The 25,410-nt window shown below is 68.9% G+C and carries 16 protein-coding genes, 1 tRNA gene and 3 pseudogenes; 9 read left to right on the forward strand and 11 right to left on the reverse strand.

What is annotated here, in order from left to right:
- Positions 1-60: 60 nt before the first annotated feature.
- The 3 genes from IF61_RS32760 to IF61_RS0126380 all read right to left on the reverse strand — a co-directional run bounded on the left by IF61_RS32760 (position 61) and on the right by IF61_RS0126380 (position 1,797).
- Complete coding sequence (locus IF61_RS32760) at positions 61-318, reverse strand: hypothetical protein (protein ID WP_245684626.1); 258 nt, start codon at positions 316-318, stop codon at positions 61-63.
- A 47-nt stretch (positions 319-365) separates the two neighbouring features.
- Positions 366-674 carry a hypothetical protein gene (locus IF61_RS0126375; protein ID WP_030369020.1) on the reverse strand — a complete coding sequence of 103 codons (309 nt, stop codon included), beginning with the start codon at positions 672-674 and terminating at the stop codon, positions 366-368.
- 493 nt (positions 675-1,167) lie between these two features.
- A complete protein-coding gene (locus IF61_RS0126380) occupies positions 1,168-1,797 on the reverse strand; it encodes a hypothetical protein (protein ID WP_043190798.1) in 630 nt (209 codons plus the stop codon).
- A gap of 1,353 nt (positions 1,798-3,150) precedes the next feature.
- Here IF61_RS0126380 and IF61_RS37780 point away from each other — a divergent pair.
- From IF61_RS37780 to IF61_RS36040, 3 genes and pseudogenes are all read left to right on the forward strand, one after another.
- Positions 3,151-3,471 (forward strand): annotated as a pseudogene (locus IF61_RS37780) (delta-60 repeat domain-containing protein); the annotation flags it as partial.
- A gap of 172 nt (positions 3,472-3,643) precedes the next feature.
- The gene (locus tag IF61_RS37245) at positions 3,644-4,108 is read left to right on the forward strand and encodes a MarR family winged helix-turn-helix transcriptional regulator (protein WP_245684628.1); all 465 of its coding nucleotides are present in this window, start codon (positions 3,644-3,646) and stop codon (positions 4,106-4,108) included.
- A gap of 903 nt (positions 4,109-5,011) precedes the next feature.
- Positions 5,012-6,091: a hypothetical protein gene (locus IF61_RS36040; protein ID WP_052393063.1), complete on the forward strand. Its 1,080-nt coding sequence runs from the start codon at positions 5,012-5,014 to the stop codon at positions 6,089-6,091.
- A gap of 57 nt (positions 6,092-6,148) precedes the next feature.
- Here IF61_RS36040 and IF61_RS0126405 read toward each other — a convergent pair whose 3' ends face one another.
- A complete protein-coding gene (locus tag IF61_RS0126405) occupies positions 6,149-7,030 on the reverse strand; it encodes an IS5 family transposase (RefSeq protein WP_030369025.1) in 882 nt (293 codons plus the stop codon).
- Positions 7,031-7,123: 93 nt separating this feature from the next.
- Positions 7,124-7,816, reverse strand: coding sequence for a hypothetical protein (locus IF61_RS0126410; protein WP_030369026.1), 693 nt, complete (start codon positions 7,814-7,816; stop codon positions 7,124-7,126).
- A 143-nt stretch (positions 7,817-7,959) separates the two neighbouring features.
- Here IF61_RS0126410 and IF61_RS0126415 point away from each other — a divergent pair, with 143 nt between their 5' ends.
- On the forward strand, positions 7,960-8,880 hold the full coding sequence (locus tag IF61_RS0126415; RefSeq protein ID WP_052393064.1) for an NsdA family TPR-like regulatory protein: 921 nt from the start codon (positions 7,960-7,962) through the stop codon (positions 8,878-8,880).
- Between the two features lie 627 nt (positions 8,881-9,507).
- Here the strand turns inward: IF61_RS0126415 and IF61_RS34660 are convergent.
- From IF61_RS34660 to IF61_RS0126440, 4 genes and pseudogenes are all read right to left on the reverse strand, one after another.
- The gene (locus IF61_RS34660) at positions 9,508-9,921 is read right to left on the reverse strand and encodes a transposase family protein (protein ID WP_078660508.1); all 414 of its coding nucleotides are present in this window, start codon (positions 9,919-9,921) and stop codon (positions 9,508-9,510) included.
- A gap of 196 nt (positions 9,922-10,117) precedes the next feature.
- Positions 10,118-10,573: a hypothetical protein gene (locus IF61_RS0126430; protein WP_030369030.1), complete on the reverse strand. Its 456-nt coding sequence runs from the start codon at positions 10,571-10,573 to the stop codon at positions 10,118-10,120.
- A 23-nt stretch (positions 10,574-10,596) separates the two neighbouring features.
- Positions 10,597-12,441, reverse strand: a complete 1,845-nt coding sequence (locus IF61_RS0126435) for a midas domain-containing protein (protein ID WP_157848683.1) — start codon at positions 12,439-12,441, stop codon at positions 10,597-10,599.
- 714 nt (positions 12,442-13,155) lie between these two features.
- Positions 13,156-13,353, reverse strand: a pseudogene (locus tag IF61_RS0126440) (transposase); the annotation flags it as partial.
- Positions 13,354-13,693: 340 nt separating this feature from the next.
- Here IF61_RS0126440 and IF61_RS0126445 point away from each other — a divergent pair.
- Positions 13,694-13,767, forward strand: a tRNA-Met gene (locus tag IF61_RS0126445).
- Between the two features lie 127 nt (positions 13,768-13,894).
- On the opposite strand, the gene IF61_RS0126450 is transcribed toward IF61_RS0126445, so the two are convergent.
- Positions 13,895-14,914: an NsdA family TPR-like regulatory protein gene (locus IF61_RS0126450; protein WP_030369033.1), complete on the reverse strand. Its 1,020-nt coding sequence runs from the start codon at positions 14,912-14,914 to the stop codon at positions 13,895-13,897.
- Positions 14,915-16,006: 1,092 nt separating this feature from the next.
- Between IF61_RS0126450 and IF61_RS0126455 the strand changes: the two genes are divergently transcribed.
- The 3 genes from IF61_RS0126455 to IF61_RS0126465 all read left to right on the forward strand — a co-directional run bounded on the left by IF61_RS0126455 (position 16,007) and on the right by IF61_RS0126465 (position 23,211).
- Entirely contained in the window at positions 16,007-18,880 is a 2,874-nt protein-coding gene (locus IF61_RS0126455; protein WP_030369034.1) for a peroxidase family protein, read from the forward strand.
- Positions 18,881-19,042: 162 nt separating this feature from the next.
- Entirely contained in the window at positions 19,043-22,051 is a 3,009-nt protein-coding gene (locus tag IF61_RS36045) for a LodA/GoxA family CTQ-dependent oxidase (protein ID WP_052393065.1), read from the forward strand.
- On the forward strand, positions 22,048-23,211 hold the full coding sequence (locus tag IF61_RS0126465; protein ID WP_043190801.1) for an FAD-dependent monooxygenase: 1,164 nt from the start codon (positions 22,048-22,050) through the stop codon (positions 23,209-23,211). Before IF61_RS36045 ends, IF61_RS0126465 begins: the two co-directional genes overlap by 4 nt.
- A 49-nt stretch (positions 23,212-23,260) precedes the next feature.
- On the opposite strand, the gene IF61_RS0126470 is transcribed toward IF61_RS0126465, so the two are convergent.
- Complete coding sequence (locus IF61_RS0126470) at positions 23,261-24,148, reverse strand: helix-turn-helix transcriptional regulator (RefSeq protein ID WP_052393066.1); 888 nt, start codon at positions 24,146-24,148, stop codon at positions 23,261-23,263.
- Between the two features lie 251 nt (positions 24,149-24,399).
- Here IF61_RS0126470 and IF61_RS0126475 point away from each other — a divergent pair.
- Positions 24,400-24,951: pseudogene (locus IF61_RS0126475) on the forward strand (SDR family oxidoreductase); the annotation flags it as partial.
- Positions 24,952-25,410: the final 459 nt, after the last annotated feature.

Below are 25,410 nucleotides of genomic sequence, written 5' to 3' on the forward strand. Positions count from 1 at the left end.
GTCTGACCTCACTGCTCTCATCACTCGGTGCAGCCGGAGCGCTTGCTGTCCCGCCCCCGGTCACTTCCCCGGGGCGTCGTTTCCGCCAAGCCGGTTCTCGATCCGGTCCAGTTGGTCAGCCGTCGACGCCTGTCCCACCACAAACTGGCCAACAAGCTCGGCGACGCTCTGGAAACGGCTCTGTGCCTCCACGGCCTTGGTGTGAGCGTCCAGCGCCTTGCCCTGCTCGATCTGCGTCTCACGCAGGGCATTGAGCACCTGGGTGTGGCCGCGTATCTCCCCAGCCTCCAGGCGCCGCGCCGGCTCGTCCTCCCTCATGTCGGCCATGCTCTCAGGCCTTACCACCGGAGCGTACCGCTACGCGTTCACTTCGCCGGACCCGTGCCCGGGGCCGTCCGCGCTACGCGGTGTACGGGTTGACGATGGTGTGAGGTCTGCTGCGCGGTCTCCAGCACGTTCCGGGGGAACCGGGGCCCGGCCACGGAGTGGCGACCCTTGGCCTTTCCCACCGTAGTCAGCAGGCCGGCCTTGGTCAGGGCCTGCAGGTCCCGCGTCGCCTGCTGCGTGTTGAGTGCCTCGGCCTTCTCGTAACGCGAGCGCCGTACGCGGCCCACCATCGCCACCTCGTGCAGGGCCGTCAGCTGACGCTCGATGACCCCCTGCGCGACGGACACCGTACGACTGGTCGACAACGTGCTGGCCAGCCGGTCGGCGCGCGAGCAGCAGGCGGCAGAGTGACCCGACGACGCACCTCCAGGACTGCCCGGTGCCCGTCTCCGAGGGCTCCGCCTCGCCGAAGGCACCACGCTGCGCTCACCGCACCAGGCCGACGTGTTACCCGGGAGACGGACACCGGCAGACGTCAGGCTCCGGGGCAATACGAGGCCATCACTTTCACCAGCCGGATGACCGCATCGGACGACGATGCCAGGCGCAAGGCCGAGCGAGGCCCCGCATTACGCGTTGCACAGCGAAAGCGAGGCCTGGTCGTACACGGAGCAGCGGCCACCACACCTGCTGGTCACCGCCGGGCAGCTCGGCATCGAGCCATCGGCAGGTGCTACAGCGGCGCGGGGCGGCGTCGTGCTGCCCGATGGCCCAGGGCGGCACGACGCAGGACGGCACGAACCACGCTTCGACGGGGAAGCGGGCGGGCAGGCTACCTCTTCAGGGGCCTGAGACGGCACTCGGTGCGCGGCCCGCGAGCCAGACAGCGGTCCGCTCCTGCAACTCGCGGTCGGCGTAGGGATCGTCCCAAAGCGCGAACCATTCCAGGGCCCGCAGGATGTTCTCCGAGCGGTCCGGGTGGTGCACCGCGAGCACATCAACACCGGTCTCGCCCGTCGAGGCACTGATGTACACACTGCCGTCGAGAGCCATCATGCCGAAGCCCGGGTGGCCCGCGTGTATGCCGAGGAACGCCGATTCCGCACCCCGGCCCATGATGTCCCAGCAGTCCAGGAGCCGGACCCGGGTCCAGACCACCGGTGCGGGACGGCGACCACTGTGCATGTCCTGCAGGAAGGCCCGGTGCGTGCGGATGCCCTGTGGAAGCTGGACGAGGAACTCGCGCTGGTGATCGAGAAGACCCGATGAGACCGCGAGCTCGTACCAATCCTCGTTGAGACGCTCGACGAGCCGTGGGGTGTCGTACCGGTGGGAGAAGCCGCTGACCTCCTCGGTGCGGTATCCGGAGACGAACGGCATCATGCCGTCCGGCACAGCGTTCGGGATCACCTCGAGGCCGGCCCGCCGCAGCGGCCGGTACACCTTACGTTCACGCTCCTGGGTACCCACCGGTCACTGTTCTACCAGGGCCGGCGCGCCAAGAATCCCCCGGCCCGGTACTTCCTCGTTTCGCGGCTTCCCGGACCGGACCGGTGCTCGGATCAGCCGCATGACCGGCGCGTGTGGGAGTGGGGCGACCTGCCCGGCCTGGTCGTCGCTCTCAAATCGGGGGATCAGAAGCACCCCGCAGTTTCGCCAATACCACCCCTTGGCAATCACCCAGACCGTATCGTCACAACCGGCGGGTGAATTGCGCGCCGCAAGTGAGTCCTCTGGCTGCTGACACATCAACCGATGCGAGCACCTACGGAGGGGTCATGCGCGGCAAACAGCACGCTCCCAAGGAGAAGGGCCCGGTTTGGGTAATGCTCTCGTTCTTGGTCAATCTGACTCGACTCTTAGTCGAACTCTTCCGACCGTCGAACTGAGCAACTCCCCAACCGGACCCCAGCACTCCACATAACGCGTCGCGGCCACGACGCGGGGTCGCGCCCACCGGGCGCGGCCCCAGCTTGCTATCAACGTCCGGGGCCCTCTACAGCACTGCTGGCGAGCGCCCCGACCAGCCATGAGACGTACGTCGAGTCACAACCTTCGCTCTTACCGTAGCCGCTACGCAGAACAACTTCAGGAGAACGCCAACAGCAGTGCTCTTGCAGTGCACCAGCCGACTTGTTGCTACGCCCCTTCTCCAGACGCGTCCGAACAACAACGGGCTGTACTGAGACAACTGGACCACCGGAGAACACTCACCGGTGGTGACCAGATCCCGCGACCCGGTGACCGCCTACTCACCGATTAGGCGGTCCTACTGACGGCAGTAGGACCACATGCCCGGGGTGTTGTCCGCAAGGGCGCGGAGCAGATCACACAGGTGCAAGCTGCGCAGCACCAGAGCCTCGAACGTCACCTGCTGGTAGCCAGTGGTGTCGGTGGCGGTGATGAGCGCGTCCCGCCCGCCTCGCGTCCGAGGCCGGAGGAACCTGGAGCCGATACGCCCCCGGGCACCCACACACGGTCACCAGCAGGCTGGACTCCACGGACAACTGGCGACAGATGATTACGCGAGCTCACCAGTCCCGAGGCCGTAGTGCTTTGACCGCAAGTGTTGGCCGGACCGAGCTTCTTCCGTTGGCCGCTCTTATGCGTTGCCCCGATGCTCAGCGGACTCTGTCGTTCCGCACGGTGGGCGGCGTCCGCCGTCACGTGCGCCGAAGCGCCAAGGTTTGCATATATGCACCCTGGCACGGAGGGGGCCGCCTTATGACATTGGGCGCATGCCGACTTACCAGACCAACGCTCAATTGGCAATGGGAGGTTCAGTCATGCTTACCGCACTCATGACTCGCTGCGAGGTGCGCCATGGCTGCCGGTGACCTGGACACGTCGTTCGGCACTGGCGGCAAGGTCAGTGTCGATTTCGGCTCGATCTCCATCGCGAACGCGGTGGTCGTCCAGGGTAACCAGGATCTGGTGCTGGCCGGCCGCGTCGGCGACGCGAGCACCGGAGACTTCGGCGTCGCCAGGCTCAACTCCAACGGGAGCCTGGACACGACGTTCGGCACCGGCGGCAAGGTGGTCATCCCCTTCACCTCCGAGGAGGACGTCGCCCGCGCCGTCGCCATCCAGACCGACGGGAAAATCGTGGTCGGCGGTTTCGCGGGCTCCGAGGCGGCAGGCGATGTCGCGGTGGCCCGGCTCAACACTGATGGCAGTCTCGACACCACCTTCGCCGACGGGGCCAGGAAGGAGTCCGTACCGATCGGGAACGCGGGCCACGTGTTCAGATCGGTCCGGCCGTCACTGCGGACTGGCCCGTCACCGTGGCCGCCCTGGTCAAGGCAGCGCAGTACTGATGACCCTCGAACCCGGCGAGAGCCCCGGATTCCTGCTCTGGCATGCCACGCTGCGCTGGCAACGCGACGTCGCCGCGGTCCTCGGCCCCCTCGGCCTCACCCACGTCCAGTTCGTCCTGCTCGCCTGCACCTGGTGGCTGAACACGCACGATGAGCAGCCCAACCAGCTGGCCCTGGCCCGCCAGGCCGGCACGGACGTCAAGATGACCTCGCAGGTCCTACGCGCTCTGGAAGCCAAGGGCTTGATCGAGCGCAAGACCGACCCCGCTGACACGCGCGCCAAACGGCTGCACGTGACCAGCACCGGCGCCGAGCTGGCTCCCCGGTGCGATCGCCGCCGTCGAGCAAGTCGACGCACGCTTCTTCGAACCGGTGGTACGCGACGACGCAGTGGCCTTGCTCGGCCGCTTGGCCCGTCCCCCCATCGCAAGAGACACGTGATCATCCTCGGTCCCGGGCCCTGAAACGACGGCAACAGATCCCGGGCAGGCCCGCCAGATCACGCCCTCGTGTCCGACGGGTCCCGTGACCGGCTGCCGTCTACGCCGTTCCGCCGCTCGCGGGCAGGATGATCCATCCGATGCAGAGTGGGCTCAGGTCAAGCAGCAATTCTCTCCCGCCGACAGACTGGCCTCCTAAGGCGTGTCCGATGGGTCGTGGGGCTACTGAGCGGCAGGCCGCATGGACCCGCGTGGCCTTACCCGGCCAAGGCGAGTGCGGCGGGACCAGGTCCTGCCGCACTCGCTCCTCGACTTCGGCCCCACCAACCCTGTGGCCGGGCGGACGGCACCCTCTACCGGTTGGACACCGGCACCCTGCCCGTCCTCGGCACCGAGCACGGACGGTCGGTGATCACCAGCCGGAACGTTCCGCTCTGATCGGGTGTCGATCGTTTGTTGAACGCCGGTTCCTAGGACCTGTCCGAGGGGTCGGGCGACGTACCTACCCGCCGACCCGTCTGCCTCGGTCGGCGGTGCCCGGGTGGCGGCCGAGCCACTCCGTACCCCTTCTCCCGGCCGCTCCACGGCCCTTCGATCCAACGGGGCCGCCGATGCCGGGTCGGCAGGAGCTTTTCTGAAGCGGCGACGGCCCTGCGCGGAGGACCGGTCGGGCGGAGGCCATGCGTGGACAATGCGCATTTCACCCGATGAGCTGACCGGTGGGCCCATGCCGGTATCCGGGACCGTGCCGGTGGCTAGCTTCGGCGGAGACACGTCACCTCACGCTGAAGGAGTGTCATGAGCCTGTTGCCGTTTTCGTCCCGCGCAGATGACCGTTTACGGTCGGAGCCGCCGTCCTTGTCCCGTCGCGGCAGATCAGTCCGTGCGGTGGCCGGGATCCTGTTCCTGACAGGGAGCTTGCTGCCGATGGCCACGGCAGCTCCCGCCCACGCCGCCGGCCGGCAGGAGTGGGGGCACGGGCGCTGGCTGTGGACCGTTCCCGACGGCATCACCTCGATCACCGTCTCCATGTGGGGCGGCGGGGGCGGCGGCGGAGGCGCGGGAGGAGGCGGCGGAAGCGGGGGCGGGGGCGGAGGCGGTAACGGCAACAAGGGCAACTTCGTCGGCGGCGGCAGCAGGGGCGGGGGCGGTGGCGGGGGCGGGGGCGCCTCGGCCGGCGGCAGCGGCGGCGGCGCGGGCAGCGGCGGCCATGTGACCTGTGTGCTGACCGTGTGGCCGGGCGACCAGCTGGAGATGTACGTGGGCGGCGGCGGAGCGGGCGGCCATGGCGGTGCCGGCGGCGAAAGCGGCACGGGCGGCAAGGGCGGCGCCACCTTGTTCGGCGGCGGCAGCGACGGGGGGCAGGGCCGAGCGGGCCACGCCGGAATCAGCGGAGTAGACGGCGGCGGCGGCATCATCTACCGGCGCAGAGGTGGCCGTGGCTCTCCGTCGACCATGGCGACCGTCTCGGGCGGCAAGAGCGGAGCCGCAGGCCAGGCCGGTCATCCGGGCAAGCCCGGCAAGGGCGGGAACAACGGCACCACGGGCGGCGGTACGCCTGGTGTCGGCGGAGAAGGCGCGCACACGCCGGAAGCGGGCGGCGCCGGAGGTGTGGGCGGCGCCACCAGCAACACCTGCGCAGGCACAGACGCCGTCATCACGCCCGGCAGCGCCGGCGCGAAGGGCGGCGACGGCGGGCCCGGCCAGAACGGAACGAACGCAGAAACGGATGTCGGGGGCAGCTCGGGCGGCTGGGGCGGCGCCGGCGGGCTCGCAAGCGCCGGCGGCGCACCGGGATCGCCGGGCTCCGCCCACGGCGCGGGCGGCGCAGGCGGGGCCGGCGGTAACGCCGGCAGCTCCGGCGGCAACGGCGGGTGGGGCGGCTCCGACCACTGGGGATCAGACCGCGAGTTGCAACGCGGGCAGAACGCCGGATCCGGAGTCGCCGGCAATACGGGCACGGCCGGCGCCGGCGGCGGTGACGGAGCGGTGACCATCACCTGGTGACCCCACACACGTTCCTGTTCGCCAGGTGGACACCGGCACTAAGGACTGTCCGGTGGGTCACGGGCGGAGCCAGAGGCGGATGGCAGCGACGGCCACGGTGCCGTGGAAGATGTACGCCCTCTTGTCGAATCGGGTGGCTACGGCACGGAAGCCCTTGAGGGCGTTGATCGTTCGCTCGACTTCGTTGCGACGCCTGTAGATCGTTTTGTCGAAACCGGTGGGCCTGCCGCCCGCGCTGCCGCGGCGCCGGCGGTTGGCCCGCTGGTCCTTGCGTTCAGGGATGGTGTGCTTGATCTGCCGACGCCGCAGGTATCGGCTGTTCCGGCGGGACGAGTACGCTTTGTCGCCGCCCAGGTGATCGGGGCGTGTGCGCGGATGACCGCCGCCGGGCCGTGGGACGCGGATACGTTCGAGGACCGGGATCAGTTGCGGAGCGTCGCCCCACTGGCCTGGTGTGATGACGAACGCGAGCGGCCGCCGGCCGCCCTCACCGGCCAGATGGATCTTGCAGGTCAGCCCGCCACGGGAGCGGCCCAGGGCCTCATCCGGACGATGCTGAACAGGCTGGCCGCGTCGTCCAGGGGTACGCGGCGCGTCGGTGCGGGCGCCCGCGGCGTGCTGATGGACGCGGCAGGAGGTCGAGTCCACACTGACCATGCTCCAGTCGATCCGGCCTTCCGCATCGGCAACGGCCTGGACGGCCCGCAGGATCCTCTCCCACGTGCCGTCCGCCGACCACCTGCGATGCCTGTCGTGCACGGTCTTCCACTTCCCGAACCGTGTCGGCAGATCACGCCACGGAACACCCGTCCGCTGCCGGAAGAGAATGCCGTTGATCACCCTGCGATGGCTCTTCCAACGCCCGCCTCGTCCCACGTTCTTCGGCAAGTGCGGCTCCAGACGGGCCCACTCCTGATCCGATAGATCGCCCCGCCCCACACCGAGCGGAACGACGCGAACGCCAGCCGGTCTCACGACCTATCGGACAGTGCCTAAGGCAGGAGCAGTCCCGCCCCTGCGAAGAAGGATTCGCTAAGCGAGTCCTCCACATGTCACGGTTCTTCCCTGACCGAGCTCGCGGGCGGTGCGTTCGGCCAGTTCCTGACCCCGCTTATCCAGCTTCCGCCGTCTGGCGTCGTCTTTGTCCATGTCACGCTCTTTCAGGTATAGATCCATGCTGGCGTCGATGTCCTTCGACCACTGATATAGGTCGGTTACGAGGTCGTCGGACAGGCCGAGGCCGGCGGCGGGGTCGTCCGGAGCGAAGTCTCCGAAGCCCTCTGCACGGAGCGGATACCACTTGTATTCGCCCTCGACGGTGATGTGGACGGAGTGTGATGCACTGCTGTGTGCGTCGAGATTCCAGTGCAGTCGTTGGCATCCCCAGCACACGAACTTCGCCGTGCCGTGCTGTTCGTCCCAGTAGCGTACGACCCACGTGGGTCCCAGGTGCTTCGCCAGCGTCTGAGCAAGCTGCAAGCCCTTCTTGGCATGCTTGCGCAGCTCGGTCCGGGAAGCAAATCCTTCTGGCGGGCGGGCTGCAGTCCAGACAGCCAGGCCATGTGCCAGCATCTTGGGAAGGCCCAGGTCGGGCTCGTCGATTGGGACAACACTGGTGAAGTCGCCGAGGTCCGCGTGAGGTCCTGCATCCGACGTGTACAGGAGCGAACGGTCTGCTCCGTCGGCGCGCACGAGGAGGTGCTGAGGTTCGTCCAGATGGCTCATACGGGGTTCGCTCCTACTATGAAGCCGTTGTCGCCTACCGTGATGGCAACTTGGTGGGCTTCCCAGCTTAGGAACTGCGGCGGTACACAATGAAACGGACGGCGGATACTTCCCCGGCAAGCGATGCCCCGCTGCTGCCCCTCATGGTGCCGGACGTCGCTGCCTTGACACGCCGCATCATCGATCTGGACATCACCGTCGGAGCGCGCCGTGCCGCCCGCACCGCGATGCGGATCCTCAGGGAAATCGAAGACCGCCCGCGCCCTGAAGGCGGCGAAGCGTCCGCCGCACTGGCTGAGTTGCTCCAGGTCGCCGCGTGGACACTGTTCGACGCCGAACACCACGCCCAGGCCCGCCTGCTGCACCGGCAGGCACTCGCTCTGTCCCGCCGGCACACCGACCGCACCTCCGTCGAGTCGGTCGAGCTACTGATCCTCTCCGTGATGAGCATGCAGGAGGAGCATCTCGGCCGACCCGACGAGGCCCTGCGCATCTCGTCGTCCGTGCTGGCCCGTACCGACCTCCCACCGTGTGTGCGAGCGATCTTCCACGTACGCGAGGCACGGGCGCACGCTCGGCTCCACCAGCGCTCGCCCGCGCTGCGCTCACTGCGCCAGGCCGAGGAACTACTCCAGGACGGTCCCAGCACCCGAGACCCGCAGTGGGCCTGGTGGTTCGACCGCGCGGAGCTGCTCGGCCATCACGGCCTGACGCTCGCCGCTCTGGGCGATCTCGAGGACGCAGCGGCCTTCCTGCACGAGGCGGCGCTCCCCGGGCCGGGCCCCGCCTACCGCGTACTCTTCGCCACCGAACTGGCCCGTGTCCTCGCGCAGGCCGGCGCCTGGCAGGAAACCGAAGCCAGTCTGTTCGGCCTGGCCGACTCCATCCCGTCCATCGGCTCCGCGAGAGCCACCGGATCGCTGGCAATCGCCCTACGGCACCTGGAACGCGGCCGGCATGTCCCCCGAAGGCTCCGCGACACCGCCTGGCACATCACCGCGCTCCTCGAACAGACCATGGATACCATCCCCGCAGGCACGGGAAGCACTTGCCCCATGGCGTGAGAAGGCGTGCTGCGCGGGGAGCGCTCTCCCATGGTCGGCCTGACCCTGCCGAAGTGGGGACCATCCCCGCGGGCGCGGGGAGCACTCGACGACCAGGGGTTTTAGCAACTGAGCGGGCACGGGACCGCTCCCCCACACGGAACAAGATCAGCTCGCCCGCTACGGCTCCCACCTCGACCACAGGCGGGTAAGTCCGGTCTGAGCGGCCAGCCGGTCGCCCTTGCCGAGGCCCTGGAGAAGCAGGCCGCTTCCGAGGCTCTCCCCGTTCCACTCGCCGACCGCTTCCGCCGCCGGGCCGCGCGCCACGGCCGATGCGCACTCCCGCAACCGCATCACCACCCAGGAGAACGCTTCATAAGCCCCGCCCCCGACGAACGCGAACGCGTCCAGACGGCGATGGAACGCATCCTGGCCGACACCCCCAGCACTCCAACGGCGCCCTGACCATCGTGGCTCTCGCGCAGGAAGCCGAAGTGCCGCGCAACGCGCTCACCCAGCGCCACCTCGATCTGAAGAACCTCTTCTATGACAAGCTCCGTGCCCGGGGAGCCGTCCCCGACAGCGAGAAGCGGCTCCGCCAGCAGGTGGCCAAACTCAAGGAACTGCGGGCCGCGGACACCGAGGAGCTCAAACAACTGCGGGCCGGCGTCCAAAGCCTGGTCGGCGCCTTGCACCAGGCACAGATGGAGAACCGGCAACTGGGTTTTCAGCGGCGAGCCAGGATCCGATCGCCGCATCGAGGGCGTCGCCGTCGACGCGCTGCAGGCCCCTGCGCACGGTGGCCTCGCCTGGGGCGATGGGACCGGAGAGTGAGTGGTTCGGGCCGCCGAGAGCAGTGAGCACGACCGAAGGTGCATAGGTTGCCCACTCCGCGATTGCGGTCAGGGGCTTCGCGCCGGCCAGCACTGCGCACGCGGCGAGTGCGAGGAGGGGGAAGGGGTGATGGCGGCGACCCTTGGCCCGGCGCGGAGCGGGCACTGTCGGCAGGCCGGGCGGCGGCGAGCTCGCCCGAGCTGGCAGGGATGATGAGTGGGCAGGCACGGTCTTTCGTTGCGGCGATCAGGAACTCAGCACCTCGTGATCATCTCCGAGGCCGTGGCTGCCTCCGTTCCAAGCCGATCCACAAACTTCACCGTAATGTCGGCTGCTTGAACCGGCGTCAAGACGCGGGCACTTCACATGAGCACCGCCGCCCTGCGTCCCAGGCCCCGAGGCCAGGCGAGGGCGGCAGGATGCGTCATTCGCCGTCGTCGAACTGCGCCGCCAAACGCAGGGTGAGTTCCGCACTAGCCAGCATCCGGGGAATCTCGATCGGGAGAGTGGAAAATTCCTTCCTTACTACATCGGCAGGGTCGATTCGACGAGTGACACCGTCCCGCCCCGTCGCCTCGATCACAAAACGGTATCCGCGGGGGACATTGGGATCGTCCGCCACCTTCCACTGTGCTCCGTGCTTCTGAATCAGGTAATCGGCGACGTAGGACATCAGATCACTGTGCAGCGTGATCCAGTCCGACTGCTCGAATTCACTCAGCGGAGCACGTGAGACATAGTTCTGGAGGGCGGGAATGAGACTCATCGGGTCACGGGTGTAGATTTCGGGTGCTACCCCGAGCATGTCAGCGACGTCAACGATGTTCCGGCGCCCCTCCTCGATCCATCCCTGGAGATCCGGTTCGCTTGCCTTAGTCACGCCTTGAGCCTTCCGTTGGCTTTCTACTTCTTAGGTGCGGGCCCGTACTCGACGAAGATAACGCGAGCTTGGGTGAGGTAGTTCCTCAGGGCTTGCGATGGGGGTGCATGTAGGAAGACCCAGCGCGGATCGAATTTCGAATCCGCGCGGCGCAGCGCTAGATCCTTGTTGATCTGTTGCTTGATCCCGTCGCTGAGTGGGACTTCCCCCTGCACGGTCCGCGTGGAACCATCCTTGAGCGTGATCGTTCGCCACTCAAGATAGTGCTTGACCTCCACAGCCAGTGTGCGGCCGTCCGGCATGTGAACCGGGACATCGACGTGGCGCCCACCCGGCGTCTCCACAGGGTGGTAGGGGTGGTCGTTCTTCGGCACAGGATAGTGCTGCTCGGGTGCCCCGCCCATCATCTCGCGAAGGTAGTTCTCAGCACCCTTGTACCGCGCCCGCCCATGGCGCATGGCCCGCATCTCGCGCAGAGTGCGCTCCGCTGTACCGGGCATGAGCTCGCGGGTCTTATGCTCCTTGACGTTCGGCAGGTCGTCCTTGTGCGGCTCCCTGACGGGTTCGGTGTCGTGAACGACGTTGCCGTACTTGTCCCTGATGTGCCCGTCATTACTGACGACGGGCTTGTTGCCCTCGGGGTCGCCACCCTCCGCCGAGTCCTCCTGCGTCCCCGCGAGGTCCGCAACGTAGTCGGGCGCCTCGGGCGCGCCACACTCCTCCGGATCCTCGGCATCGTCCAGTTCGTCTACCTCGTCCGGGTCATCCGGAGCCTCGACGTCGCTTTCCAAGTGCCACCGCTCCGGCACCCCGTCCGACATCTCCCACGGGTCGGGAGCCGCATCCCCCCAACCGTCACCAGACTCCCGAGTGCCCGACAGATCTTCCGCCCGCTCCGAGAAGACGGAATCCGGAGCCTCAGCCCCCTCCTCTCCCGCCGAGGCCTCCGCAGAGGCATCAGCGCCTTCCGCCTCCCCACCGTCGGAGTCCTCAGCAGCCACCGGTTCCGGAGCGTCATCCGACTGCCCGGCGCCCACGCCATACGCATCCGCGGGGCCCGTTTCGGAATCTGCGTCCGGCGCGTCCACAGATTCCGGCGCGACAGCGCCAGCCTGCTCAGTCTCCGGCTCCGCAATGCCGGATTCTTCTGCATCCGCCGGTTCCGGGGCGTGGTCTGCCTGCTCGGCATCCGCCTCCCGTGCATCCGCCGAGCCAATTTCGAAGTCTGCACCCTCACCAGTCGCCGGTTCCGGGGCGTCAGCATCCAACTGCTCGGCTTCCGACTCCGGAATGTCGCTTTCCTCGGGCGCGCTGTCGGTTTCCTCTACAGCCTCAGCCCCCGGAGCATCGTCCGCTTCCTCGGCACCTGCTTCCTGCGAGTCCTCCGCGTCGATCGGCTTTGGAGCGTCGCCGTCGGGCCGCTCGGCCCCTGGTTCCGGGGTGTTGGTCTTCTCCGGTGCCTCGTCAGCTTCCTCTGCAGTGGTCGGTTCCGGAGCAGCGTCTGCCTGCTCGATGTCCGCGTCGCGTGCGTCCGTCGGTTCCGGAGCGTCGACCGGACTTGCACCGGAGTCCAAACCCTCCGCGCCCTGCGGTTTTGGGGTATCGGTGTCCGGCTGCCCGGCATCCGGTTCCGGGGAGTCACTGTTCTCCGGTGCACTGTCGGCTTCCTCTGTGTTCGTCGGCTCCGGAGCGTCGTCCGCCTGCTCTGCGCCCGTATCGCACGAGCCCACAGGTTCCGGCGCTTCCGTCGGGCCTGTGCCGGGGTCCCCATCCGTATCCGCGGCCTGCGTCGGCTCCGGGGCGTCGACGGGCTCGGGAGGCGGGGCTTCCTGGGGTGGCGAGGGCTGCTCGGGCCGACGGTCGTCCATGATCAACATTCTGACATTGCCACGTCAAAACAACACGCATACACATATGCACGGGGAGACCCAAGCGGCCCGTGATGCCGAAACGCCGTCCAGAAGCCCGTGCAGGAGTCCAGGCCGCCAGAGACCTTCCTCTTGCCCGCTCCGAGGGCCGATCAACGGCACGAACTCAGGCACCTTCGCCAGGCCAGAACCGGACAGGCACAACACCTTGGACGGAGCTTGGCGCTTCATGACGATGACATGCATGTCCCTACCCACGCGGACCACCCCGACCGCCAACACCCGCGTTCCCAGCCGCACCAGACCGCGCACAGCCCGGACACATCCAGGTATCCAGCCGCACCGGACGCCGGCACCGTGCCGACTGCTTCCTGTAGAGCCCTTGCTCAGGGCTCTACAGGAAGCAGTCGGCACGGCCGCGCGAGGCCGCTCGACCACCACCCGGCACGGCCCGAAGAAGTCCACCGCCAGCGGCTCGGAGCAGGCTGGACATCTGCGCCGCGGCGGAGTTCCGCACTGCGCCGACATGGCAGGCGTGCCCGCAGAGCAGTCTCGCCCCGACGCCCCCCCACCCGGCGTCAGGAGCACTCTTCTCGGCGCCTGCACGGCACGCCCGCTCCGGGGTGCTCCAAGTTGGGGCTCCAGTATCGTCACGGAGGAGGATCAGGTGCCTGGCCTTGGGTGGGAAGACTGGACAGTCGCGAGGGTGGACCGCGGCCGGTATCGCCACGGGATGCCGGTGCGGTCGACGTAGAGCACCGCGTTCATCAGGGAGCGCAGGTCGTGCTCGGGCGGGCGGCCGATGTCCAGGCCCCGCCCGCGGCGCTCGGCCCGCCAGGCGGTCAGCACCGGTTCGATCAGCTGCCAGCGGGCATCGGACAGATCGCTGGGATAGCCACGGTGCGGAGTCATGTTTCCGATGTACTGCGCGGCAACCGACCTTGCCAGCAGGTAAACGACTGCTGGCCGGGGCGCCTTGGGATGACACAGGAGAAGCCGGAATGAAACAGCCCCCACATGCCACATCACAGGCTTCCCGGCCCATCAACCTCTCCAGCGTCGAGACTCCATGACCAGAAAAGCACAGCATACAGTCATGAAACAGGACCAAACGCTCAGTTAGAGAGCGAACCTGCGTGAGGTATAGGGCGGACGGCTTTGATAGCCGGGTCAGCACCGGCTGATGTGGCACGCATCCAGAGGATCACGGTTCGGCTCAGCCGAGACACTGCTGTAGTGTCCACCGTACCGACGCGGGGTGGAGCAGCTCGGTAGCTCGCTGGGCTCATAACCCAGAGGTCGCAGGTTCAAATCCTGTCCCCGCTACTCACACGTGAAGGCCCGGCATTGTTTTGCCGGGCCTTCACTGTTTCCCGGCCAGGGCCCCCGTCAGCGGATCCAGGCCAGATCCCTTTCGACCGTCTCGTCGCCGTCGAGGACGCCGCCGACGAGGTCATGGGCTGATGACTGCACGGATGCGTTCGCGGGTCTCGGTGGCCGTCCTGCCTCGGGTGGCGGCGAATTCGGTGTCGAGTTCGCGTAGGCGGTCGGTGACGCGGGTGGAGTTCACCCTGCCCAGTAGGTCGAGTGCGGTGGCTGTGGTGTGGTCGGCCGCTTCGAGCTGTCCGGCCTGGACTTGGGCCCGGGCGAGCGCGATGTGGTCGAAGGCGCGGCTGCGCATCCGTTCGGCGGGGCGCTGCGTGGTGCCGGCCTCGATGAGTTCGATGGCGCGGGTGGCATGGCGGGGGTCGTGGGTGGCCGCGATGGATTCGCACACGCCAGCGGTCACCTGGTATTCGGCGTCGTCGAACCAGGCAGCCCAGCTCGGTACGGGCTCGCTGCGGTCATCGGCCAAGGCGTCGTCGGCGATACCGATGGCCCGAGTAGCCTCGGGGAGTTGACCGAGGACAGCGCGGCGGGAGAGCCCGCCGCCATGTGTGCTGTCGAGGGTGCGAAAAGCGTCGGTGGCCGCTTCGATGGCCTTGACGTCGGTCATGCCGATGCTGCCGGGGCGGATCGGGTTGGGCAGTGGCTCGTCGGGGAGGTGGAGCCAGGGCTGAACAGCACCGATCAGCTGGGAGCCGGTCAGCAGGGGAACGGTGGGCGGGGCACTGTCGTCGGTCAAGGTGTCGCTCCGGGCGGTATCGATGATGACTGCGACGACGGCGTCGGCCTTCCAAGACGCGGCGGGACCGATGGCCGGCGTTCCGCGCAGCCCGATGTCGGCCAGGGTCAGGGGCCGGGTCAGGTGGCATAGGCGTTTGAGGGCTTCGGCCAGGAATTCGGGGACGGGGCCCCTGGGATGCTCGCCTTTGGTGATCCACCTGCGGACGCGGGAACGGTCCGGCCGGACGTTGTGATAGCCGTGTGCGCGGGCCACTTTGATGACCTCGGCGGCCACCGGCTCGTAGGTGGCGCCGGAGACGCGCGCCCAGTGCTCCAGGGAGACGTTGCGGCGTTCCGGTCCGGTCACCAGGGGCCCCTTCGGTCAAGGGTGCGTGGCTTTCACGGGACGATGGCGCACCCGCAAGAGTACCGCCGGGCTCACGGGCAGCCCGAGGCTTGCTGGCCCTTCGCCACTTTTCGCCACAGCGCGCCCCATGCGGTGGCGCCTGGGATTCGCCCGCATCCGCTCCACAACCGGCTATCCCTTCGCCACGGCAATCGGGTGTGTCCTCTCCACGGGCACGCCATCGGTCCGCTCCCATGGCCCGCCTGCCGCTCCCGGAGCGGCAGGCGCCCGAAAGTCTGGAGGGTCCATGTCAGTTTCGATCTTCGCTCCGCACCCCGCTGGACAACTGCTCGATCTGGCTACCGCCGACGGCAAGGCTGAGTGCAGGCACGGGAGGGGTTCGGCCCACCCGAAACGCGACCCGGCGAGCCGCCCCGTCCGACCCGACTTGACTGACCGGTCCGTCCGAAAATAACGCCTCGCGCTGCCGTCACCTTCCTTGACTCAGCTATTGCCGTGGCAGTGGCGTCGGCCCGGGCTGCAGTGCGCCCCGGACGCGGCAACCATCATCACCAAGGAAGAGCCAGGTGGGCAGCCCTAACGGCAGCACCAGCTACTCGAACTGCAGTTCTGACATCATTGACGCCTTCGCCGCCGGGCGAGGCGCCGCGGCAGCCGAGGCAGCCAGTTACGCCGGCCCAGCTCTCGGACCAGGTCCAGCTCCATGGGGCCAGCGGGGACGCCAGTAGAGCGGTCGTTGCCGACTACTGGTCATGGAGATCGCTCTCTGAACGTTGCGGGCCGGGCGGGCAGCACCCAGCAATTCGGCTCGGTGACTCCGTGGCGATGGAACGCCGCGCGCACCTCGGACTGGGAGGCGTTCAGGCCAGCGGGACTGCACCGGCCGTCCCACCCGTGCCCGTCATGCACCCGTCTGCCGCGCAACGCTCGGCATCACCTACCACTGGAGTACAAAATCATCATAGGTAGAACAGATTGCGCACATAGACCTATAGCGCACCTTTCTACAGGCAGAGCAGCCGCGCCGTGATCGTGACCGCCCTCTCCCTCTCCCCCGTCATCAGAGGGCGTCATGTTCGGAAAGAAGCAACGATGCATGATGCCGGGCAGTACGAACGCTACGCCGGTGGGTCTCCCGAGGCCGAGCGCATCCTCGTCGAGCGGCTCGTCCACGACCTGATGCGGGTGCAGGTCAAGGTCAAGAAGCGCAGTGGAGCCGCCGGCATCGCGCGGACCTTCCACGCGAAGGCGGTTCTCGGTGTCGAGAACGCCCGGCTGGCGATCCGCGACGACCTCCCCGGCGATCTGCGGGCCGGCTTCGTACAGCCCGGAGCGGAGTACCCCGTCACCGTCCGGCTGTCCAACGCGAGCGGGGCACGGCAACCCGACTACGCCCCCGATCTGCGAGGGGCGGCGCTGCGGATCCGGAGCGGGCCGGACGAGTCCCACGACCTCCTGATGACCAGTTTCCCGGTCTCCCACGCCCGCAACGCACACGAGTTCGTGGCGTTCGCGAAGGCCATGGCCGGGGCCGACTCAATGCCCCGCAAGGCATTCGCCCTGTTCGTCAAGCTGCCCCTGGCCGTGGGCAGGCCCACGGCCAGGCGCATGCGCCGCAACGTACGCGCCGGAACCCGGCACACAGTGCGCAGCCTCGCACACGAGACGTACTGGAGCCGTGGAGCCGTCCTCTGGGGCGACGCCGGGCCCGTGCGCTATCAGCTCCGCCCCGCCCCGGACGCGCCCTCAGCAGCCGCGCCTCCCCCTTCCCGTACCGACCCCGACCACCTGCAGCACGAGCTCGCCCAGCGCCTGCGCACGGCGGACATCGTCTTCGAGCTGTGCGTGCAACGCTACGTGGACAGCAGGCTCACGCCCATCGAGGACGGCGCAGCCGAGTGGAAGGAATCCGCAACGCCGGTGATCCCCGTGGCGACACTGACCGTGCCGCGCCAGGACCTGGACGCTTCCCCGGCGCGTGCCACCGCCACCCGGGTCGAGCAGCTCGCCTTCAACCCGTGGAACACCACGGAGGACTTCCGCCCCTTGGGCAACCTCAACCGGGCCCGCAAAGCCGCCTACGAGGCCAGCAGTGCCCTGCGCCTGGGGTATCGCTTCGTCACCGAGGAACCCCGTCGCAACGCCGTACTCGGCGTCCCGCTGCGCGCCGGCTTCCGCGCCCTCAACCGGTTCGTCCCCTGGTACCGGTTGCCGACCCGGCTCGGCCTGCTCAACCTCGTCGCGCTCCGCCAGACCCTGCGCCGCGAGAACCTGATCGACACGGAGGTCTACCAGGCTCCGCCGAAGCCGCAGCCGGTGCCTCCGCCCGTCGAGGAACAGCTACGGGTGGAGCGCAGCTACGACGGTACGTACAACGACCTGTCCGCTCCGAGGATGGGCGCCGTCGGCGCCACGTTCGGCCGCAACCTCGCACCGGTCTACCGTCCCGACCTGTTCGACAGCCCCAATCCCGTCACCGTCAGCAGACAGCTGCTCCACCGTGACGCCTTCATCCCCGCCCGGTCGCTGAACATCCTGGCCGCTGCGTGGATCCAGTTCCAAGTGCACGACTGGGTCAACCACCAGCGCCACCCCGCCGGCACGCGGAGCGTGGAAGTGCCGCTCCCGCCCGGAATGACCTGGCGCAACTCCCCCGGCGGACCACCCGAGAACGTCATGCGGTTCGCTGAGAACGAGGCGGTGCAGCCGCCCGGCGGCCTCGCGCCGCCGGTTCTCTTCGGCAATGTCGCATCCCACTGGTGGGACGGTTCGGAGGTCTACGGCGGTGACCAGCAGACTGCGATGTCGCTGCGCGAGCCGGGCGGTGGCGCGGCACTGCGCCTGGAGGACGGGCACCTGCCGCTCGACCCCGACGGCATCCCGCTGACCGGGTTCAGGGAGAGCTGGTGGCTCGGCCTCAGTGCCATGCACACCGTCTTCGCGCGCGAACACAACGCCGTGTGCGAAGCGCTGCGGCGGGAATACCCGCGCATGAACCAGAACCGGGTGTATCACACGGCGCGCATCATCGTCTCCGCCCTCATCGCCAAGATCCACACCGTGGAATGGACCCCCGCGATCCTGGCGACGGAGACGATCGAGATCTCCCTGCGGACCAACTGGCAGGGCCCTCCGAAGAACTGGCTCACCCAGCTGGGTCTGTGGATGTTCGAGGCGCACTCGCTCACCGGCATCCCCAAGACCCTGCCCGACCACCATGCCGCGCCGTACTCCCTCACCGAGGACTTCGTCACCGTCTACCGGATGCACCCGCTGATTCCGGACGACTTCGAGATCGTCGACCACAGGTTCGGTCACCGGATCGACACCTTGGACTTCAACGCCGTGCAGGGTGCCGCCTCGGAGCCCCTCATCCGCAAGACCGGACTGGCGAACGCGCTGTACTCACTGGGTATCGCACACCCCGGGGCGATCACCCTGCACAACTTCCCTCGCGCGCTGCAGGCCTTCGAACGGGACGGTGAGGTGATCGACCTGTCCGTGGTCGATCTGGTGCGCACCCGGCGCCGCGGCGTTCCTCGCTACAACGACTTCCGCAGCGGCCTGCACAAGCCGCGCATCAAGCGGTTCGAGGAGCTGTCCACCGAGCCGGATACCCTCGCACGGCTGAAGGACGTCTACCGCACCGTCGACGACATCGACACCATGGTCGGCCTCTTCGCCGAGAACCCGCCCCAGGGCTTCGGCTTCAGCGACACGGCCTTCCGCATCTTCATCGTGATGGCCAGCAGGCGGCTGCAGAGCGACCGTTTCCTCACCGTCGACTTCCGTCCCGAGGTGTACACGCCGCTCGGCATGGACTGGATCGAGCGCAACGGCATGACGAGCGTCCTGTTGCGGCACTGCCCCGAGCTGGCGAGCCTCCTGCCCCGCTCGGCCAACGCCTTCGCGCCGTGGCGCCCGGTCGAGCCCGCCCGGAACAACTCCGGGCCCGGCAACGGCTGAGGGCGGCACGTGCCCTGCCGCCGACGGCGGCAGGGCACGGCCAATTGCGGCGGACACGCAACGGGCAATGATGTGCCAGCCGTGCGGGCGAAGGGTCCATCCTCCACTCCGTCCCGTCCCATTCCATTCCACACTCCACTCCGCCGACAGGAGGGTCACACCATGAGCGGGACATCCGCCGCCCCCGGGGATTCCCCGGAGGCGCTCCCCGACTGTGCCACCGATCCCGTCACCTCCCTGGTGGCCGAGTTCGTGGACAAGCGGATGGGAGGCAAGATCGCCCAGGGGCAGGACCCGGTCCTGCGGCCGGTCTTCGTCAAGTTCCACGGTGTCGCCCGCGGCGTGCTCACCGTCGACCCCGTTCTCCCACCCGATCTGTGCATCGGATTCCTCCGGGCCGCGAAGGAGCAGAAGGGCCTCACGGCCTGGGTGCGCTTTTCCAGTGACGTCCTCCCGGACCGGCCGGACCTGCGTAGGACCGCCGGCGTCGGCATCAAACTGTTCGGTGTGCCCGGCCCGAAGCTGATGGAGCAGGAGAGCCGGGCGGACACCCAGGACCTGGTCCTGCAGAACCACGACGTCTTCTTCGTCGACACTGCCCGGGACATGTGCGAGTTCCAGCAGGACCCCGTGGCCTACCGGCGCGACCATCCGGTCACCGACCGGATCCTGCGGGAGATGCGCAAGCCCGAGGAGAGCGTCCTGACCGCCACGTACTGGGGTGTGCTCCCGTACGCCTTCGGCGCGGACCGGCACGTGAAGTACAAGCTCGTACCGGCCGGCTGCGCGCAGGGCGACCCGCACGCGACTCCGGCGGACGAGAACCCCTCCTTCCTCCGCGGTGATCTGCAGTACCGGCTGGCCGCCGGCGAGGCCGCCTTCGATCTGCTGCTGCAGTTCCGTACGGATCCGGACAGCATGCCGCTGGACCGCGCGACCGTGCGCTGGGAGGAATCGCTGAGCGCCCCGGTGAAGGTGGCGAGGCTGACCCTGCACCGGCAGGACGTCACGGCCCGCGGTCAGGAGGCCTACGGGGACAACTTCGCCTGCAACCCCTGGCACAGCCTGCCCGAGCACCAGCCGGTCGGCAGCCTCGGCGAGGCCCGCAAGATCGTCTACGCCGCTTCTTCCGCCCGCCGCCGCGACGCGAACGGGGTTCCGGTGGTGGAGCCCGGCCCGGCGCGGCCGGCGTCCACCGAAGCGCCCGGCCACGACACCCGGATCGTCCGGGCCGCGATCCACCCCGCGATCGGGGTGGCCCGGATCGGCGACAGCGCCGAGGAGTTCTTCCTCGGCCCTGAGGTGGAGGACGCTCCTCCGCTGCCGACCGGCAGCTACAAGGACGCGACCGGCGCCCTCAAACGCCAGGCGGCCCGCTTTCGCGTGTACGGCTACAACGCCGCCGGCGACGTGGTCGCCGAGCTCACCTCGGACAGCGCCGACCTCAAGTGGACCGTGCACGTGGCCAACAAGAAGGCCGCCTGGTACCAGTTCCAGCTGGCACTGGACATCCCGGAAGCGGCCCAGGCCCCCGCCACCGCGCTGCGCAACGCCAACGTCCCGCAAACCCAGCGGCACCGCCTCGTCATCGACCCCGGGCCCCGGTCCATCCGCGGCAGCAACCGCTCGGGCAGGCCCGAGTACGTCTTCGACACCGGCACCTTCATGGACAGGCCCGTCTACCTGGGCGAGCTGCGCACGGATGCCGCCGGCCGGCTGCTCTTCCTCGGTGGCCGCGGGGTCTCGGCTTCCATTACCAACACCCCGGCGGGGCACTTCGCCAACAACGACACCTGGCACGACGACATCTCCGACGGCCCCGTGACAGCCGAGGTCCGCATCGACGGGCGCCCCGTACCGGTCGACCCCGCCTGGGTCGTGGTCGCTCCCCCGAACTACGCGCCGGAGCTCAAGTCGGTACGCACGATGTACGACCTGCTGCGCGACCTCTTCGTGTCCGCGGGCACCCTCGCGCCTCCGAAGGAGGTCTCCTTCACCCGCGAGGTGCTGCCGCTGCTGCGGCGCCTGTGCGACCTCCAGTGGGTCAACCACGGCTTCGCAGCCCACTTCGGGCACGCCGGACGCGAGCACCTCCTCGCACCCGAGCGGCTCGCTCGACTGGCCGCCCCCAGCGACCACCCCGGCGACCTGGGCGACCGCAACGCCGAACTGCGCCATCAGATCTGGGCGGCGATGCGGGACATGGACCGCGACGCCGCCTCTCCCGTTCCCTGGCCCGCGATCTACGGGGACGCGATGGGCACGCGTCCTCCCTCGCCGCGGCAGCACCTGGCGCTCACCCCGCTGCAGTACCGGCTGCTCGACCGCTGGGCCGCAGGTGACTTCCACGCCGACTACGACCCGGCCGCCACGTCGCCCACGTCCCTCGACGACCTTCCCCTGGCCGAGCGGCCCCGGGCGCTGGACCGGGCCGTCCTGTCCTTCTGCCTGGCCGACGCCTTCCACCCGGGCTGCGAGTTCACCTGGCCGATGCGCCACCTGACCATGTACTCAGCCCCCTTCCGGCTGCGGCACCGTGACCCCGCCGAACTCGAACCCTCGTACGGGCCGACCCTCACGCCCCAGCAGGCAGTCGCGGACGACGGCCCGCTGCACGCACAGGGACCGGGAGATCTGACCCGGTGGATGGCCGTTCCCTGGCAGACCGACACCGCCCGATGCCGGTCCGGCTACAACCACCGCTACGACCTCTACCTGCCGACCTTCTGGCCGGCGCGGGTTCCCAACCACGTCCTCACGGAAGCGGACTACAAGACCGCCGTCGACACCACGCGCACCCCCGAGGAACGCCGGACCGCCTTCGAGAACCGCGCCGTGTGGGACAGGTGGCTGCCCGCCACCAGCCCCGCCGCCCAGATGAACGCCATGGTCAAGGACTTCGGCAAGCTCGGCCTCGTCGAACGGCGCGAGGGACCGGCCGACGATCCGGAGCTGCCCCGGGCCATGCTGGTGGAGTCCGAAGTGAGCTTCACCCCGAGCACGCCTCCGCCCGACCGGCGCAACCTGGTGTTCCTGCACGTGCCCGAGGCCGCCGACCCCGCCCGCCGGGACGAAGCGGTGGACGCCGCCCTGCGCACGGTGGACCGCCCCGACGAGGAGGTGCTGGCGGGCTACTTCGAGAAGACCGTCCGTTACCCGGACCGGCGGTGAACACCCGCACCGCGCCCTCGACAGGCGGGCGCTTCGAGGTGGTCGTGGCCGGCGGCGGCCCCGCCGGCGCCGTGGCAGCCCTGGTCCTGGCCCGGACCGGCCGCCGCGTTCTCCTCGTCGACGATCACGCCGACCCGTCCGGGACCACCGCACGGTTCACCATCGGGGAGACGCTGCCGCCCGCCGCCCGGCCACTCCTGTACGACCTGGGCCTGTGGCCGCACGTCACGGCCGACCGGCACCTGCGGTCCACCGGAATCCTCGCCTCCTGGGGGTCGCCCGAGCTCTACGACCGCAGCGACGTCCTCGACCCGAACGGCCACGGCCGCCATCTCGACCGGGCCCGCTTCGACGCCTCGCTGCGCAGTGCCGCCCTCGCAGCGGGCGCCGAGTTCCGCCGGGCCACCGTCGTACGCCACCACACCCGGGGATCCGAACAGCAGATCCTGCTACGCCGGGAGGGCACCGTCGAGGAACTGCTCTGCGACTGGGTCGTCGACGCGACCGGTCGCCGCTGCAACATCGGCCGCCGCCGGGCCGCCCGGCACCGCCAAGACCGGCTCGTCGCCGCCTACGCCCTCCTCGACCGCCGCATGCCGCACGACCGGGGCACGGACGAGGACCTGCGCACGCTCGTCGAAGCGGTGCCCGGCGGCTGGTGGTACACCGTCAGAATCCCCACCGGCCGGCTCGTAGCGCATCTGACCGACACCGACCTCGCCCCTCCCGCACTGCGCACGCCCACCGGATTCCTGGCCCACGCCGCACGCACCCTGCACCTGCGGACCCGGCTGGAGGGCTACGCCCCTCCCCCGGCCGCTCCGCGCTGGACCGCCGCTCACGGCCTGCGCCTCTCGCCGCCGGCGGGGGCGGGGTGGCTCGCCACCGGGGACGCCGCCCTCGCCTTCGACCCACTCTCCTCCCAGGGCATCCTCACCGCCCTGCACACCGGGGCCCACGCGGGCCGCACCGTCGACCTGTGCCTGCGCGGCACCGTCACCGAGGCCCTCACCGAATACACCGCGTTCCTCGACGGCATCGCCGACGCCTACCTCGGCCACCACGCGTACTACTACGCCCAGGAACGACGCTGGCCGACACATCATTTCTGGAAGCGCCGCGCCAACTCCTCCACGGCTCCCGGGCAACGCCCGGCATGACCGTCGGAGGCTGCCCGGATCCGCCTGCCCGGCCGATACTGCATCTCCACTACGTGACCGCCGGCCCGGGCGACGCGGCACCGCGCGTCCCACAAGGAGGGCCGTATGCCTCGTCCCATCGGCGCGTGGCGTCGAGGCTGCCGAGCAGGGAAAGCGCCCGGGAGCTGGGGCTTGCCGGTTCTGCGTGGTAGATCACGACCTGCTGACCAGGCGCTCCGCGGACATCGAAGGAATGGTAGGTGAGGGAGAGACTTCCGACCTCGGGGTGGATGAGTTCTTTGGCACCGTTGGTTTTCCCGTAGACGGTGTGCGAATTCCAGAGCCTGGCGAATTCCTCGCTCGTTTCGGTGAGGGCACGCACCAGGGCGTGCAGACGTGGGTAGTGCGGTTGGAGACCGGTGGCCTGGCGCAGGCTGGAGACGACCGCCTCGGCCGCACGGTGCCACTGTGCGTAGAAGCTGCGGCCTGCCGGGTCGAGGAAGGTCATGCGGGCCAGGTTGTCCGCTCTCTCGAACGGAGAGAAGAGCGCGTCGGCCAGGCTGTTCGCGGCCAGGAAGTCCAGGGCCGGGTTAAGGACGAATGCGGGGGTGTTCGCGTACCCGCTCAGCAATTGGTTCAGCATCGGGCTGACCGTCTCTCTCGGCTGTGTCCGGTGACCGTCCGGCAGGGTGTCCGCCAGTCGGTACAGATGGTCACGTGCCTGCTGATCCATGCGCAGGGCGTCGCTGATCGCGTCGAGGATCTGTGGTGAGGGGTTCTGCTCGCGGCCTTGTTCCAGGCGGGCGTAGTAGTCGCTGTTCATGCCGGCCAGCACGGCCACCTCCTCCCGCCGCAGGCCTGCCACCCGGCGTCGGCCGTAGGAGGGCAGTCCTACGTCGCCGGGCCGCAGGCGTGCACGGTGTGCGCGAAGGAAGTCGCCGAGAGAGTTGCTGGTCACTTCGTCAGACTAGACCGCTCCCCGGCTGTGTTCCTGGGTGCGCCGTACCCAGGAACAACCTGCCCTGGCCGGCCCTTCCGGCGAAGCCCAGACTCCGGAGAACGAGCTGGACGAAGGTGCGGAAGGGCGCGGCGAGTGAACGGCCGAGCCCTCTGCCCGACGGCACCGGTCTCGGCGCCACGGGCGAGGTCCGTGGCGTGTGCGCGTGTGCTCCGCCGCGAGCACCCCGTTCCCTGCAAGGAGGAAAAAGCATGACGCAGACCACCAAGGTGGTGGCCATCACTGGTGCGAGCAGCGGTATCGGTGAGGCGACCGCACGCCGTCTGGCCGCCGGCGGGCACCGGGTGTTTCTCGGCGCTCGCCGTACCGGCCGACTGGAGCGGCTGGTCGAAGAGGTCACCCGGGAGGGCGGCACCGCCGCCTTCCGCAAGCTGGACGTCACCGACGCGGCGGACACGCGCGCGTTCGTCGATGCGGCGCTTGCCGAGTACGGACGGGTCGACGCCGTCGTGAACAACGCGGGTCTGATGCCCCTCTCCCCACTGGCAGCACTCAAGACCGAGGAATGGAACCGCATGATCGACGTGAATGTGCGGGGAGTCCTGCACGGAATCGCCGCTGCCCTGCCCGCGATGCGCGCACAGGGCGGCGGGCACTTTGTGAACATCGCCTCCGTCGGCGCGTACGAGGTCTCGCCCACCGCTGCCGTCTACTGCGCCACCAAGTTCGCCGTCCGCGCGATCTCCGAGGGGCTGCGCCAGGAGTCCGCCGGGGACATCCGGGTCACGCTCGTGGTCGGTGGTCCGGATGCCCGGCCATCGCGGTGTCGGGCGGTCGGGGTTCAAGGGCTCGTCCGCGGGCTGCTCCACGGTCTTCCAACCGCGGCGCTCCCATGCGGCGCGGAGCCTGCCCAGGTCGGCCCGGTAGTCGGCCTCGCCGGAGTAGTGGAGGCTCCACGTGTAGTGGGGCTGCTTCCTGGTCACCCCGTCAGCGTCGCCGCCCAGAAGACCGCCGTGGCTGCTGCCAGGCCGATGAGCCAACGCCGCACCACCACCTTGCGGCTTACCCCTGCGGTCGGGGTCGGGGTGTCCACGGAAGCAGATCGTCGCCCACCTCACCAGGCCAGGCAACGAATGGGCTAGCATCGCGCTGCGTGATCACGATAGCCACTTGGAACGTTCTCCACCGCGTCCACGCCGAGAACTGGGGCGAGGACGTCCTGAACTCCTGGCCGGACGAGTCGGAGCGGATCGCCGCCGTCA

The organism is Streptomyces roseoverticillatus, assembly GCF_000719265.1.
GTDB classification, from domain to species: Bacteria; Actinomycetota; Actinomycetes; order Streptomycetales; family Streptomycetaceae; genus Streptomyces; species Streptomyces roseoverticillatus.

Bases quoted from the DNA above. Each gene is read 5' to 3' on its own strand.
- IF61_RS32760 (WP_245684626.1), bottom strand. From the start codon at position 318: ATGAGGGAGGACGAGCCGGCGCGGCGCCTGGAGGCTGGGGAGATACGC.
- IF61_RS37245 (WP_245684628.1), top strand. From the start codon at position 3,644: ATGACCCTCGAACCCGGCGAGAGCCCCGGATTCCTGCTCTGGCATGCC.
- IF61_RS36040 (WP_052393063.1), top strand. From the start codon at position 5,012: ATGGCCACGGCAGCTCCCGCCCACGCCGCCGGCCGGCAGGAGTGGGGG.
- IF61_RS0126410 (WP_030369026.1), bottom strand. From the start codon at position 7,816: ATGAGCCATCTGGACGAACCTCAGCACCTCCTCGTGCGCGCCGACGGA.
- IF61_RS0126415 (WP_052393064.1), top strand. From the start codon at position 7,960: ATGGTGCCGGACGTCGCTGCCTTGACACGCCGCATCATCGATCTGGAC.
- IF61_RS0126435 (WP_157848683.1), bottom strand. From the start codon at position 12,441: ATGGACGACCGTCGGCCCGAGCAGCCCTCGCCACCCCAGGAAGCCCCG.
- IF61_RS0126455 (WP_030369034.1), top strand. From the start codon at position 16,007: ATGCATGATGCCGGGCAGTACGAACGCTACGCCGGTGGGTCTCCCGAG.
- IF61_RS36045 (WP_052393065.1), top strand. From the start codon at position 19,043: ATGAGCGGGACATCCGCCGCCCCCGGGGATTCCCCGGAGGCGCTCCCC.